Annotated in this window: 12 protein-coding genes; 10 read left to right on the top strand and 2 right to left on the bottom strand. The window is 62.2% G+C overall.

Going from position 1 to position 12,965, the window contains the following annotated elements:
• Positions 1-56: 56 nt before the first annotated feature.
• A complete protein-coding gene (locus KO536_RS07890; protein ID WP_133079339.1) occupies positions 57-650 on the bottom strand; it encodes a nitroreductase family protein in 594 nt (197 codons plus the stop codon).
• A gap of 155 nt (positions 651-805) precedes the next feature.
• On the opposite strand from KO536_RS07890, the gene KO536_RS07885 reads away from it, so the two are divergent.
• The 8 genes from KO536_RS07885 (at position 806) to KO536_RS07850 (ending at position 10,651) form a co-directional block, all read left to right on the top strand.
• On the top strand, positions 806-1,255 hold the full coding sequence (locus KO536_RS07885; protein ID WP_133079340.1) for a YcgN family cysteine cluster protein: 450 nt from the start codon (positions 806-808) through the stop codon (positions 1,253-1,255).
• A gap of 27 nt (positions 1,256-1,282) precedes the next feature.
• Complete coding sequence (locus tag KO536_RS07880; RefSeq protein ID WP_219261605.1) at positions 1,283-2,512, top strand: hypothetical protein; 1,230 nt, start codon at positions 1,283-1,285, stop codon at positions 2,510-2,512.
• 157 nt (positions 2,513-2,669) lie between these two features.
• Positions 2,670-2,759 carry a K(+)-transporting ATPase subunit F gene (gene kdpF / locus KO536_RS07875; RefSeq protein WP_037032648.1) on the top strand — a complete coding sequence of 30 codons (90 nt, stop codon included), beginning with the start codon at positions 2,670-2,672 and terminating at the stop codon, positions 2,757-2,759.
• Between the two features lie 8 nt (positions 2,760-2,767).
• Positions 2,768-4,462, top strand: a complete 1,695-nt coding sequence (gene kdpA / locus KO536_RS07870) for a potassium-transporting ATPase subunit KdpA (RefSeq protein ID WP_133079342.1) — start codon at positions 2,768-2,770, stop codon at positions 4,460-4,462.
• Positions 4,463-4,472: 10 nt separating this feature from the next.
• Positions 4,473-6,545, top strand: a complete 2,073-nt coding sequence (gene kdpB, locus KO536_RS07865; protein ID WP_133079343.1) for a potassium-transporting ATPase subunit KdpB — start codon at positions 4,473-4,475, stop codon at positions 6,543-6,545.
• A gap of 18 nt (positions 6,546-6,563) precedes the next feature.
• Positions 6,564-7,115: a potassium-transporting ATPase subunit KdpC gene (gene kdpC / locus KO536_RS07860; protein WP_219261604.1), complete on the top strand. Its 552-nt coding sequence runs from the start codon at positions 6,564-6,566 to the stop codon at positions 7,113-7,115.
• A 131-nt stretch (positions 7,116-7,246) separates the two neighbouring features.
• Positions 7,247-9,913 carry a sensor histidine kinase KdpD gene (locus KO536_RS07855; protein WP_133079345.1) on the top strand — a complete coding sequence of 889 codons (2,667 nt, stop codon included), beginning with the start codon at positions 7,247-7,249 and terminating at the stop codon, positions 9,911-9,913.
• A gap of 36 nt (positions 9,914-9,949) precedes the next feature.
• Entirely contained in the window at positions 9,950-10,651 is a 702-nt protein-coding gene (locus KO536_RS07850; protein ID WP_219261603.1) for a response regulator, read from the top strand.
• Here the strand turns inward: KO536_RS07850 and KO536_RS07845 are convergent.
• Complete coding sequence (locus KO536_RS07845; protein ID WP_219261602.1) at positions 10,618-11,655, bottom strand: patatin-like phospholipase family protein; 1,038 nt, start codon at positions 11,653-11,655, stop codon at positions 10,618-10,620. The genes KO536_RS07850 and KO536_RS07845 overlap by 34 nt on opposite strands.
• A gap of 210 nt (positions 11,656-11,865) precedes the next feature.
• Between KO536_RS07845 and KO536_RS07840 the strand changes: the two genes are divergently transcribed.
• Positions 11,866-12,144 carry a hypothetical protein gene (locus tag KO536_RS07840; protein ID WP_016780105.1) on the top strand — a complete coding sequence of 93 codons (279 nt, stop codon included), beginning with the start codon at positions 11,866-11,868 and terminating at the stop codon, positions 12,142-12,144.
• A 28-nt stretch (positions 12,145-12,172) separates the two neighbouring features.
• On the top strand, positions 12,173-12,940 hold the full coding sequence (locus KO536_RS07835) for a CHAD domain-containing protein (RefSeq protein ID WP_133079348.1): 768 nt from the start codon (positions 12,173-12,175) through the stop codon (positions 12,938-12,940).
• The last annotated feature ends 25 nt before the right edge of the window (positions 12,941-12,965 follow it).

Genomic DNA, 12,965 nt, shown 5'->3' with positions numbered 1-12,965 from the left:
GTTGAAAAGCTCGCAGCCTGCGCCAGCGACTACCGGGTTTGCACCAAGAGGTGCATTTACAGGCTGAAATCGCCTTCAGCCACCAGCTTGCTCAGTGGCTCGCGCTGGCTTGGCACTTCCTTGGCCTGCAGGTAATCCACCAGCGTCGACTTGTCGCCGATCTTGCCGATGGCAACCATCGCCTGCACAGCGTAACCCTCAGGAATTTTCAGCTCTGTGCGCGCCCGCTCGAAATCCAGGCCGCTCATGCCGTGGGTGTGCCAGCCGCTCAAGTGCGCTTGCAGCGCCAGATGGCCCCAGGCCGCGCCGGTGTCGAAGGCGTGGGTTGGCGCAGGCTTTTCTTCGGTGGTACCCGGTGCTCCAAAGGTGGTCTTGGACACAATCACCACCAGAGCGGCCGCATGCTTGGCCCAGCCCTGGTTGAATTCCACCAGCAGGCTCAGGTAGCGGTCAAAGTCCGGGGTGCCGCGCAGGGCAAACAAAAAACGCCAGGGTTGCGCGTTGTAGGCCGATGGCGCCCAGCGTGCCGCTTCGAAAAAGCTCATCAGGGTCGCTTTGTCGATGGTCGCGTCGGCAAAGGCGCGGGGCGACCAGCGCAGGGTAAATTGCTCGTCAATCGTGTGATCGGCTTTACGGCTGTTAGCAGGCATGGCGGTTTCCTGAGGTAAATGTTACGTATTAATTCAGGGCCTAAAACTACTGTGATGTCGTCAAGGTGACAAGTCTGACGACAAGCCCTTGGCCCCAAGGGCCTTGGGCACTAGACTGGCGGCCTTTTCCACTCCCTGATGTTGATGTTTGAGCCATGGCCGCAATCGTTGAACCGTTCTGGATCCGCAAAACCCTCGATCAACTTGATCAAGAGGAATGGGAGTCGCTGTGCGACGGCTGCGGGTTGTGCTGCTTGCAAAAGCTCGAAGATGAAGACGACAACAGCGTCTACTACACGCGCATTGCCTGCAAATTGCTTGATATGAAAACCTGCCAGTGTACCGACTACCCTAACCGTCGTGATTCGGTGCCGGACTGCATTCAGCTGTCGCCGGGCAAGGCCGAGGAGTTCAAATGGCTGCCGCCGACCTGCGGCTATCGTCTGGTCAGCGAGCGCAAGGACTTGCCGCTCTGGCACCATTTGGTCTGCGGTGACCCGGACGCTGTACACCATGAACGCATTTCGCAGTCGGGGCGCATGCTTGCTGAAGGCAGCGTGCCTGAAGACGACTGGGAAGATCATCTGATTTTCCGCGCCGGTTAAGTGCCGCAGCGCAGCAAAGGAGTGTGTATGGCGCTGCATTACAAATGGCCCCTGGGCCCGAGTCTGTTGCTGTTGCTGATCTGCGGCCCGCTGTGGGCCGGGCAAAAAGTCGATCTCAACTACCACGTGCGCCTGTTGCCGCAAAGCGACCAGGCCGAGGTGCGGCTGACCCTTGCTGAAGGTTCTGCGGTGCGCAGCCTGGATTTCGACCTCGGCGAGCAGGGCAGTTACACCGACTTCAAGGCCGACGGGCAGTGGCAACTTTCTGCCAGGAGCCGGGGGTTGTGGCGGCCCGCACCGGGCAGTGCCAGCCTGAGCTACCGCGTGCGGTTGAACCAGCCGCGCAAGAACGGCAGTTTTGATACCCGTATCACACCTGAGTGGGCCTTGTTTCGCGGCGAACAGTTGATCCCTCCTGCCAATCTCGACCAGCAGGATGGCGTTGAACTGGTGTCGCGTCTTGAGTTCGAGTTGCCCAACGGCTGGAAAAGCGTTGAAACCGCCTGGCCGCGCATCGGCAAGAACCGCTTTCGCATCGATGATGTCTCGCGTCTGTTTGACCGGCCCACCGGCTGGATGCTGGCGGGTAACCTGGGCAGCCGTCGCACCACTGTGGGCGAAACCGAAGTCACGGTGAGTGCGCCTAAAGGTCAGGGCATGCGCCGCATGGATGTGCTGACCTTGCTGACGTTTGTGTGGCCGCAAGTCCAGGCGGTATTCCCGCGCAACCCGCCCAAGCTGCTGATAGTCGGCGCGGGTAGCCCGATGTGGAAGGGCGGTGCAGCGGCGCGCAACTCGATTTATCTCTACAGCGGCCTGCCGCTGGTCAGTGAGAACGGTACCAGCACCCTGTTGCGTGAAGTGGTGCAGGTGTTCAGCGGCATCAATGACGAGCCGGGCCATGACTGGATCGGCGAAGGCTTGAGCGAGTACTACGCCATTGAACTGATGCGTCGTGCAGGCGGCATGAGTGACGAGCGTTATCAGACCCTGCAACACAAGTTCAATGCCGCCGGCAAAAACGTCACCCGACTGCGCGGCCAGCAGGCAGGCCCGGCAATGGTTGCGCGGGCCGTGACGCTGTTGCAGTCGCTGGACCGCGAAATTCGCTTGCAGACCCACAATAAACGCTCCCTGGATGACGTCAGCCAGGCGCTGATGCGCATGGACAAGGTCAATACCGCGAGCTTTATCCAGTTGAGCGAAAGCGTGCTCGGCGGTCACTCCGAGGTGCTGGACACCCCGCTGTTGCGCTAAGAGCCCTCCACCCACATCCGTAGCAGCTGCTACGGCAGGCATCCCTGCTTCTTTACGCCTTCTTTACGCCCCCGCATCCCTCTCGATCTCGATCCTTTACGGCCTCATTCCCCACACTCTCTCCATACGCGGCAAGTGCCGCTTTGGGAGAGTTGTCATGGGCGTTCTGGATGGGGTGTCGCTGCTGTTGGCAGTGTCGCTGTTCGTTTATCTGCTGGTTGCGCTGTTGCGCGCAGACCGGAACTAGGAGCGGGTATGCACAGTTATGACTATGGGCTGATCCTCGCCTTCTTTGCCCTGGTACTGTTACCGGCGCCGTGGCTGGGACGCTTTTACTACAAGGTGATGGAAGGCCAGCGTACCTGGCTGACCCCGGTGTTCGGGCCCGTCGAGAAGGTGTGCTACCGCATCGCCGGGGTAGACCCCGGCATCGAGCAAAGCTGGCAGAAATACACCCTGGCCCTGCTGGTCTTCAACCTGATGGGCTTTGTGCTGCTGTTTGCAATTCTGCTGTTTCAGCAGTATTTGCCCCTTAACCCGCAGCAGTTGCCGGGGCAGGAATGGACGCAAGCCTTCAACACTGCCGTGAGCTTTGTCACCAACACCAACTGGCAGAGCTACAGCGGTGAAGCCAGCCTGAGCTACTTCAGCCAGATGGCCGGTTTGACCGTGCAGAACTTTGTCAGCGCCGCCACCGGCCTGGCGGTACTGGTTGCACTGTGCCGTGGCATCAGCCGTCGCTCGGCCCATACCCTGGGCAACTTCTGGGTCGACATGACCCGTGCCACCCTCTACGGCTTGCTGCCGCTGTGTGTCGTGCTGGCGCTGTTTCTGGTCTGGCAGGGCGTGCCGCAAACATTTGCCCATTACGTCAATGCCGTCACCCAGCAGGGTGTGGATCAAGTCATCCCCCTGGGCCCGGCCGCCAGCCAGATCGCGATCAAGCAACTGGGCACCAACGGCGGTGGTTTCTTCGGCGTCAACTCGGCACATCCGTTCGAGAACCCGACGGCCTGGAGCAACCTGTTCGAGCTGGCCTCGATCATTCTGATCCCGGTGGCGCTGGTGTTCACCTTCGGCCACTACGTCAAGGATCTGCGCCAGAGCCGGGCGATTGTGGCCTGCATGCTGGCCTTGTTCCTGATCGGCGGCGGCACTGCGCTGTATGCCGAGTATCAGCCGAACCCGGCGCTCAACAGCCCGCTGGTTGAGCAGGCGGCACCGCTGGAAGGCAAGGAAGTGCGCTTCGGCACAACCGGCACGGTGCTCTGGACCGAAACCACGACCTCGGCCTCCAATGGCTCGGTCAACGGCATGCACGACAGCCTCAACCCGCTGACCGGGATGGTGGCGCTGGTCAACATGATGGTCGGCGAAGTGATCTTCGGCGGCGTTGGTGCCGGGCTCTACGGCATGTTGCTCAACGTGTTGATCGCTGTGTTCCTCGCCGGCCTGATGATTGGCCGCACCCCTGAATACCTGGGCAAAAAGCTGCAAGCCAGGGAAGTCCAGCTGCTGGTGGTGACCTTGCTGGTGATGCCGGTGGGCGTGCTGGTACTGGGTTCGATTGCGGCCGTGCTGCCCAGTGCCGTGGCCTCGGTCAGCAACCCCGGGCCCCACGGTTTCAGTCAGGTGCTGTACGCCTTTACCTCGGCCAGTGCCAACAACGGTTCAGCCTTTGCCGGACTCAATGCCAACACCCCGTTCTACAACCTGATGCTGGGGCTGGGCATGTTGATCGGGCGCTTCGGTTACATCCTGCCGGTGCTGGCGTTGGCCGGTAGCCTGGCGCTGAAGAAGTCCGCACCCATTGGCCAGAACAGTTTTCCAACCCACGGCCCGCTGTTTGTAGCCCTGTTGACCGTGACCATTTTGCTGGTGGGCGGCCTGACCTTTCTGCCGACATTGGCCCTTGGCCCAATCGCTGAACAACTGACCCTGGGCTTCTAAGGAGACGATGATGACTATGCCTGCTCCTGTTTCAACGTTGACGCCAACCCCGGAGGCCAAGGCCCCCGAGTCGCCGAAAACTTCGTTTGCCGATATCTGGCGCCCGGCGCTGCTGCAAGCGTTCGTCAAACTCGACCCGCGCCAGCTCAAGCGCTCGCCGGTGATGCTGGTGGTTGAACTGACTGCGATTTTCACCACGGTGCTGTGCTTTGTACCCGAGCCTGCGGTGCCCACCGGGGTGGCTGTGCAAATCGCCCTGTGGCTGTGGTTTACCGTGCTGTTCGCCAACTTTGCCGAAGCACTGGCCGAGGGTCGGGGCAAAGCCCGGGCCGATAGCCTCAAGGCTGGCAGCGTGGGCCTGAGTGCTCGTCGTCGGACCCCTGCGGGAAGTTTCGAGGTAGTACCGGCCACCCGTTTGCGCAAGGGCGATGTGGTGCGCGTCGAAGCGGGGGAGATGATCCCTGGCGACGGCGAGGTGATTGCGGGGATTGCCGCGGTCAACGAAGCGGCAATCACCGGTGAATCGGCGCCGGTGATCCGCGAGTCGGGAGGAGATCGTTCGGCAGTGACCGGCAACACGCGTCTGGTCAGTGACTGGCTGCTGGTGCAAATCAGCGCCAACCCCGGCGAGTCGACCCTGGACCGCATGATTGCGCTGGTCGAAGGCGCCAAACGCCAGAAAACCCCCAACGAAGTGGCCCTGGATATCCTGCTGATCGGCTTGACCCTGATCTTTCTGATCGTGGTCGTGACCTTGCAGCCGTTTGCCTACTTTGCCGGTGGCAGCTTGCCGCTGGTGTTTCTGGTGGCGCTGCTGGTCACGCTGATCCCGACCACCATCGGGGGGCTGCTGTCGGCGATCGGGATTGCCGGCATGGACCGCCTGGTACGCCTCAACGTGATCGCCAAGTCCGGTCGCGCAGTGGAAGCGGCCGGTGATGTGCATGTGCTGATGCTCGACAAGACCGGCACCATCACCTTCGGCAACCGTCGTTGCACGGCCTTGTATGCCACCCCTGGCGTGACGGCCAGGGAGCTGGCAGAGGGCGCGTTGCGCGCTTCGTTGGCGGACGAGACGGCCGAGGGCAAGTCCATCGTCGAGTTTATTCGGGGCCAGCACAGCCTGGACGAGCTGCCGGTGTCCGACTTCACGGCGGTGCCGTTCACGGCCGAAACCCGTCTGTCGGGGATCGATTACAACGGCCAGGTGTACCGCAAAGGGGCTGTGGATTCGGTGCTGGCGTTTGTCGGCCTCACACGGGGCGAACTGTTGCCGGCCCTGTCGCGGGAAATCGACAAGATCGCCCAGAGCGGCGGCACCCCGTTGCTGGTCTGTGCCCAGGGCAAGTTGCTGGGTGCGATCCATCTCAAGGACGTGGTGAAACCGGGTATTCGCGAGCGCTTCGCCGAGTTGCGCAAGCTGGGGATCCGCACCGTGATGGTGACGGGCGACAACCCGCTGACCGCGGCTGCGATTGCCGCTGAAGCGGGGGTGGATGATGTGCTGGCTGAGGCCACGCCGGAGAAAAAACTGGCACGCATTCGTCATGAACAGAATGACGGGCGACTGGTGGCCATGTGCGGTGACGGTGCCAACGACGCCCCGGCCCTGGCCCAGGCAGACGTGGGCATGGCCATGAACGACGGTACCCAGGCTGCACGGGAAGCCGCGAACATGGTCGATCTGGACAGCGATCCGACCAAGCTGCTGGATGTGGTGCAAATCGGCAAAGAGTTGCTGGTGACCCGTGGCGCGCTGACCACGTTCTCGATCGCCAACGACGTGGCCAAGTACTTTGCGATCCTGCCTGCGTTGTTTGCGTCGATCTACCCGCAGCTGGGCGTGTTGAACGTGATGGGCTTGAGCAGCCCGCAAAGCGCAATTGTGTCGGCCATCGTGTTCAACGCGCTGATCATCGTGGTGCTGATCCCGCTGGCATTGCGTGGGGTGCGCGTTCAGGCGGCCAGTGCCGCGCACTTGCTGCGTCGCAACTTGCTGATCTACGGCGTGGGCGGGCTGGTGGTGCCGTTTGTGGGCATCAAGCTGATCGACATGCTGCTCACGGCGCTGCATCTGGTTTAAGCATTGGAGGGTTACACCATGACTACTTTTCTACGTCCGGCCCTGAGCCTGATGCTGTTGATGACCGCCATAACCGGCGTGATCTACCCGCTGACCGTCACCGGCATTGCGCAACTGGCGTTCCCCGAGCAGGCCAACGGCAGTCTGGTGCGCGACAGCGCCGGCAAGGTGCTGGGGTCGGCGCTGATCGCTCAGGACTTCAGCGGTGACACCTGGTTTCACCCGCGGCCTTCGGCGGGGGCTTATGCCACCGTGGCCAGTTCGGCCAGCAATCTGGCGCCGAGCAACCCGGCACTGGCCACACGGGTCAAGGACAGCGCCGCCCGGCTCGCCGTGCCGGGGCAGGGGCCGGTGCCCCTGGCGTTGCTGACCACCTCGGGCAGCGGTCTGGACCCGCACTTGCCACCAGAGGCAATACGCTATCAACTGGCCCGTGTAGCTGGCGCGCGCAATGTACCGGTGCAGGCCGTCGAACAGTTGGTGGCTGAACATACCGAGCGGCCACTGGTGGGGCCGCCGGTGGTCAACGTATTGCTGTTGAATCAGGCGTTGGCGCAGCTCAAGAACTGACACCTCCATGTGTGGGAGCGGGCTTGCTCGCGATGGCAGCACTGCGGTTTATCTGACGACCGCATCGTTTGCATCGCGAGCAAGCCCGCTCCCACAGGTCACATACACACACCCGATTTACAGGTAAACCCATGAGTCATTCCGGTCGCGCCGATGCGCTGTTAGCTGATTTGCCCCGCGCAGGCCGTGGCCGGCTCAAGGTGTTCCTTGGCGCGGCACCCGGTGTGGGTAAAACCTACGCCATGTTGCAGGCCGCCCACACTCAACTGCGCCAAGGGGTCCAGGTGCTGGCCGGGGTCGTCGAAACCCATGGCCGCGCCGAGACCGAGGCGTTGCTCAACGGCGTGCCCCAGCAGCCCATGCTGCGCTCGGAATATCGTGGCGTGCAGCTCGAAGAAATGGACCTCGACGGTCTGCTCGCCGCCCGGCCCAAGCTGGTGCTGGTCGATGAGCTGGCCCACAGCAACGCCCCCGGCAGCCGCCATGCCAAACGCTGGCAGGACGTGCAGGAACTGCTGGCAGCCGGGATCGACGTGTACACCACGGTCAACGTCCAGCACCTGGAAAGCCTGAACGATCAGGTGCGCGGGATCACCGGGGTGCAGGTGCGCGAAACACTGCCCGACTGGATCGTGCAGGAAGCCTACGAACTGTTGCTGATCGACCTGCCGCCCCGTGAACTGCTGGAGCGCCTGCGCGAGGGCAAGGTGTATGTGCCGGAACAGGCGCGGGCGGCGATTGATGCGTTTTTCAGTCAGACCAATCTCAACGCCCTGCGCGAACTGGCGATGCAAACGGCAGCGGTGTACGTCGATGATGAACTGGACAAGGGCTATCGCCAGCAGGGGCAGTCGGCCCCGGCGTTGCGCGGGCGCTTGCTGGTCGGGATCGATGGCGATGAGCATGCCGAGCGCCTGGTGCGTCACGCCAGCCGGGTCGCGGAACGTCGGCATCTGCCCTGGAGCCTGGTGCATGTGGACAACGGCACGGTGCGCGACGAGCAATCACGCCTGCGCCTGCAAAGCGCCCAGCAACTGGCCGAGCGCCTGGGGGGCGAAGTGGTCCTGTTGCGTGCCGGTGAAGTGGCCAGGACCCTGATCCAGCACGCCGCTGAACGCCGTGCCAGCTTGCTGCTGGTCGGCCAGTCGCGGCTGACGTGGCGCCGACGCCTGTTCGGTGGCGGGTTGGCGGCGCGCTTGTTGCGCGACTCCCATGGCCTTGAAATCAACGTGCTCGACAATGAGCAATCACCCGCACCGACCGTCAGCCGTCGTGAACATTCCCTGGTGTGGTTTGACTATGGGCTGGCGCTGATTGCCACGGTACTGGCCAGCGCCCTGGCCTGGGGAGTGGCCAGTGTGTTGGCCCTGCCCAATATCTCCCTGGTGTTTCTGGCCGCTGTGTTGCTGGTTGCCGTGCGCAGCAGCCTGGGGCCGTCGCTGGCCTGTGCGGCGATGTCATTTCTGGCCTATGACTTTCTGTTCATCCCGCCCAACTTTTCTTTCAGCATTCAGCGCGAAGAAGACGTGCTCACCCTGGTGTTCTTTCTGCTGATGGCGGCATTGACCGGCAATCTGGCGGCCCGTCAGCGTCGTCAATTGCAGGCCTTGCGCGATACCCAGCAAGAAACCACCGAGCTGCTCGATCTGTCGCGCAAGCTCACCGCCGCCACTGACCGCAAGGCCGTGGTCAACGCTGCCAGTCAGCATTTGAGCGGCTGGAAAGAACTGGATGTGTGCCTGCTCAACCGCAATGGCGAGGGTGGCTGGGAGATTGAAACGGGCGGGCCGCTGCAGTTTTCCGAAGCCGAGCGCGCCGCTGCGGACTGGGCCTGGAGCCATGACCAGCCTGCGGGCAAGGGCACGGGGACGTTGCCGATGGGGCGTTGGTGGTGGTGGCCGATAAGCGCCGAGGAAGGGCCGCTGGCCTTGCTCGGCGTGTGCCCCAGGCAGGGGCAGTCGCTTAGCGGCCAGCGCCGTCGCTTGCTGATGGCTTTGAGCCAACCCCTGGCCCAGGCGCTGGCGCGCGCACGGTTGGCCCAGGACCTGGAAGCGGCACGCCTGCACGGCGAAACCGAGCAGTTGCGCAGCGCGCTGCTGGCGTCGGTGTCCCATGACCTGCGCACGCCGTTGACTAGCATGCGCGGCAGTATCGACACCCTGTTGGCACTGGGCGAGGCCATCCCCCTGGCCGATCGGCGCGAATTGCTTGAAGGCACCCGCGATGAGGCGGAGCGCCTGGACCGCTATATCCAGAACCTGCTGGACATGACCCGGCTGGGCCACGGTGCATTGAAGCTGGCCCGTGACTGGGTATCACCCGCCGACATTGCGGGCAGTGCCCTGAACCGCTTGCGTGCGGTGCTGGCGCCCTTGCAGGTGCAGGTGGATGTGCCGCCGCAGTTGCCGCTGCTCCACGTACACGGTGCATTGATTGAACAGGCACTGGTCAATGTGCTGGAAAACGCCGCGCGCTTTTCACCGCCCCACGGGCAGCTGCAACTGACGGCTGGCGCAGACGAGGGTGAGCTGTGGTTTGCCGTCAGTGACCAGGGGCCGGGCATCCCGGAGGAAGATCGGGCGAAGATATTCGACATGTTTTACACCGCTGCCCGTGGCGATCGCGGCGGGCAGGGCACCGGGCTCGGCCTGGCCATCTGCCAGGGCATGGTAGGCGCCCACGGCGGGCGTATCACGGTCGGCGACGGCATTGCCGGGCAGGGCACGTGCATCACCTTGTATCTGCCGGTCAGCGCGCAGCCGGGCCTTGAGCATGAAGGACCGGAACGTGAAGACTGATACTCTGGGGCCATTCCTTTGCCACGATCCGAAGCCATGAGCCAGAGCGCGACTATTTTGGTCATCGATGATGAGCCGCAGATTCGCAAGTTCCTGCGGATCAGTCTGGTATCCCAGGGCTACACCGTGCTTGAGGCTGCGACCGGCGCCGAGGGCCTGAGCCAGGCGGCCCTCAAGCGACCCGACGTGATGGTGCTTGATCTGGGCTTGCCGGACATGGACGGCCAGCAGGTACTGCGTGAGTTGCGCGAGTGGTCCGGCATTCCGGTACTGGTTCTGTCGGTGCGCGCCAGTGAAGCGCAGAAAGTCCAGGCGCTGGACGGCGGGGCCAACGATTACGTGACCAAGCCCTTCGGTATCCAGGAGTTTCTGGCGCGGATTCGTGCGTTGCTGCGTCAGGCTCCCGCGGGTGAGGCTCAGGAGGCGGCGCTTGAACTCGGCCCGTTGACCGTTGACCTGGCCTTTCGCCGGGTGTTGCTCGACGGTATCGAAGTGGCGCTGACGCGCAAGGAGTACGCGGTGCTGGCACAACTGGCGCGCCATCCCGGACGGGTCATCACCCAGCAGCAATTGCTCAAGGATATCTGGGGCCCTACCCATGTCGAGAACAGCCATTACCTGCGGATCGTTGTCGGCCATTTGCGCCAGAAACTGGCGGATGACCCGACCCGGCCCCGGTTTATCGTGACCGAGGCCGGGGTCGGTTATCGGTTGTTGGACGCCTCGTCCCTTTCGTAACGGTCCAGGGTGTCCCTGGCAATCATGCGCCCCAGTGCAATCAGCTCCTGAGCCTTGTAGAACTCGAAAAACCGGCACACCCGCTTGGGCACGTTGATCAGGATATCGGGCGGGTAACCGGCAATCTTGTATTGCGCCAGTGAGGTTTGCATCACCTCGAAACTCTGGTTGATCAAGTCCAGCAGCGAAGCCGGGCCGACGTTGTCGACGATCACCGATCCGGTGGCCGACTTGGGCGAGCCTTGGGCGGCGGCAGGGCGGGCAGGTTGCGCCGAGTCAAGCCAGGGATTGGTCAGGGGCTCGACCAGCGGGTTGAGCATCTCCTGTTCCAGATTGAGCAATTGCTCGGCGTGCCTGTTGCGAAACGGCATGCGCGAACCCAGGGACGTCATCAGGTTGTCAAAGCGCCCTTTGAACGCGGCAGGGCGCTGGATGACAGGCAGTTGGTAGTTGCTGGGGTGGGATGAATTCAGGTTGACGGCGATGATCAGGTCGCAATGGCTGGAGACCACCGGCACGATAGGGAGCGGGTTGAGCAGGCTGCCATCGACCAGCATGCGGTTGCCTTGCATCACCGGTGTGAACAGGCTGGGAATCGCCGCCGAGGCGCGCATGGCCTGGTGCAGGCAGCCTTCCTGAAACCAGATCTCCTGCTGATGGGTGAGGTCGGTGGCGACGGCGGTGTAGGGGATGCGCAGGTCTTCGATATTGATTTCGCCGACCATGTTGCGGATCTGGCCGAAGACTTTTTCGCCACGAATCGCTCCCAGTCGAAAGCTGACATCCACCAGACGCAACACGTCGAGGTAATCCAGGCTTTGAATCCAGTCTCGATACACATCAAGTTTGCCTGCGGCGTAGATCCCGCCCACCACCGCGCCCATGGAGCAACCGGCGATGCAGGCAATGTCATAGCCCCGGCTCTCAAGCTCTTCAATCACGCCAATATGGGCATAGCCCCGTGCGCCACCTGAGCCCAATACCAATGCAATACGTTTTTTCATGAGCCCAACCTTTGCCTGACAATGACCCACAATGCCTTTTTGTGGCCCTGAGTGACAGCTTTTGGCATGAACGCGTATCTACAAGCTAGGCTAGTGCCTTGTAGCCATGATGGGTAGGTGCTGTCTGTTTTTTGATTGTGGCGTTGTGGCACTTTTAGTCGGGTTGTTCGTCTGAGACTGCACTGAACCTTTATTCCTGAGGAAAACAACATGAAAGCATGGATTTGTGTGCCGTTGATTGCACTGGCATTGGCAGGTTGTGCGGGCACCAAGGCGTACCGTGATACGTGTGCGACCAACCTTGATGCGGCCTGGCATGAGCTGGACCTGGCCAAGGCGGAAGGTTTTGCCGGTACTGTCAGCTACTCCAAGGCCTTGTCCTTGCTGACCGCAGCCAAAACCCAGCAGCAATTCGAAGCCTTTGAGGGTTGCACCAAAAAAGCCGAGAAGGCACGTTTCTATATTCGTGAATCCCGCGCCGGACGTTGAGCCGGCGCAGTGAAGGTGGAGGGTGAGGATGTCTGAGCTGGTTGACCGGATTGTTGCAAACGTTGTGCGTCTGGAGGTCAGGCTGCTGGCCTGCCAGGCGCGTCTTGAAGCCGACACGGACCCTGAGGCCCTGCATGATCTGCGCACCACGGTTCGCCGTTTGCGCAGCCTGCTGCGGCCATTGCGCGGGTTGCCGGGCGTGGTGCAACTGGAAATGTCGGCGGCCCAGGTGGGCACATTGACGACCCCCTTGCGCGACCTTGAGGTGCTGGCGGCGCACTTGCAGCAGCAGGGCTTCCCGACTCAGGCACAACGGCGCCTGCAACAGTTGTCCGGCAGTTACGCCCGGGTGGCTGACAGCGAGCAGCTGGCTCAGCTGTTGATGATCCTTGATGTGTTTCCGCGCTTTCTGCGGGCCGCCGAGCGTGAAAACATGTTGCGCGGTTTGCGTAAGCGGATCGAAAAGGTGCTGGAAAAACAGTGGCAAACCCTGGAGGCCGCCCTCAATGATCCGGGCCATGACCGCCATCGTGTCAGGTTGTTGATCAAGCGCGTGCGCTACGCCGCAGAGGCTTACCCTGAGTTGAATCAGTTACCCCCTCTGGTGGTGACGCGACTCAAGGGCGCGCAACAGGCCCTGGGTGAGTGGCACGATGCCTGGCAGTGGTTGTTGCAAGCCGAGCAGCAGGCCGATTTGCAGCCCTGTGTTGCTCAATGGCAGGCAACCCTTGAACGGGGTGAAAAACGGGCTGACAAGGCGCTGATCAAATTGAGTGCGGCGTGCTTTCACTCCTGATATTTGTCCGATTCAGCACTGTGCA

Origin of the sequence: Pseudomonas sp. NKUCC02_KPG, assembly GCF_019345465.1 — a bacterium.
Lineage (GTDB): Bacteria > Pseudomonadota > Gammaproteobacteria > Pseudomonadales > Pseudomonadaceae > Aquipseudomonas.
The sequence above is the reverse complement of the archived record's forward strand: the minus strand, read 5'-3'. Positions and strand labels throughout refer to the sequence as shown.

Excerpts from the sequence above, each read along its gene's own strand:
- KO536_RS07855 (WP_133079345.1), top strand. The coding sequence starts at position 7,247 with ATGAGTCATTCCGGTCGCGCCGATGCGCTGTTAGCTGATTTGCCCCGC.
- KO536_RS07840 (WP_016780105.1), top strand. The coding sequence starts at position 11,866 with ATGAAAGCATGGATTTGTGTGCCGTTGATTGCACTGGCATTGGCAGGT.
- KO536_RS07850 (WP_219261603.1), top strand. The coding sequence starts at position 9,950 with ATGAGCCAGAGCGCGACTATTTTGGTCATCGATGATGAGCCGCAGATT.
- kdpC (WP_219261604.1), top strand. The coding sequence starts at position 6,564 with ATGACTACTTTTCTACGTCCGGCCCTGAGCCTGATGCTGTTGATGACC.
- KO536_RS07880 (WP_219261605.1), top strand. The coding sequence starts at position 1,283 with ATGGCGCTGCATTACAAATGGCCCCTGGGCCCGAGTCTGTTGCTGTTG.
- KO536_RS07885 (WP_133079340.1), top strand. The coding sequence starts at position 806 with ATGGCCGCAATCGTTGAACCGTTCTGGATCCGCAAAACCCTCGATCAA.
- kdpA (WP_133079342.1), top strand. The coding sequence starts at position 2,768 with ATGCACAGTTATGACTATGGGCTGATCCTCGCCTTCTTTGCCCTGGTA.
- kdpF (WP_037032648.1), top strand. The coding sequence starts at position 2,670 with ATGGGCGTTCTGGATGGGGTGTCGCTGCTGTTGGCAGTGTCGCTGTTC.
- KO536_RS07845 (WP_219261602.1), bottom strand. The coding sequence starts at position 11,655 with ATGAAAAAACGTATTGCATTGGTATTGGGCTCAGGTGGCGCACGGGGC.
- KO536_RS07835 (WP_133079348.1), top strand. The coding sequence starts at position 12,173 with ATGTCTGAGCTGGTTGACCGGATTGTTGCAAACGTTGTGCGTCTGGAG.
- KO536_RS07890 (WP_133079339.1), bottom strand. The coding sequence starts at position 650 with ATGCCTGCTAACAGCCGTAAAGCCGATCACACGATTGACGAGCAATTT.
- kdpB (WP_133079343.1), top strand. The coding sequence starts at position 4,473 with ATGACTATGCCTGCTCCTGTTTCAACGTTGACGCCAACCCCGGAGGCC.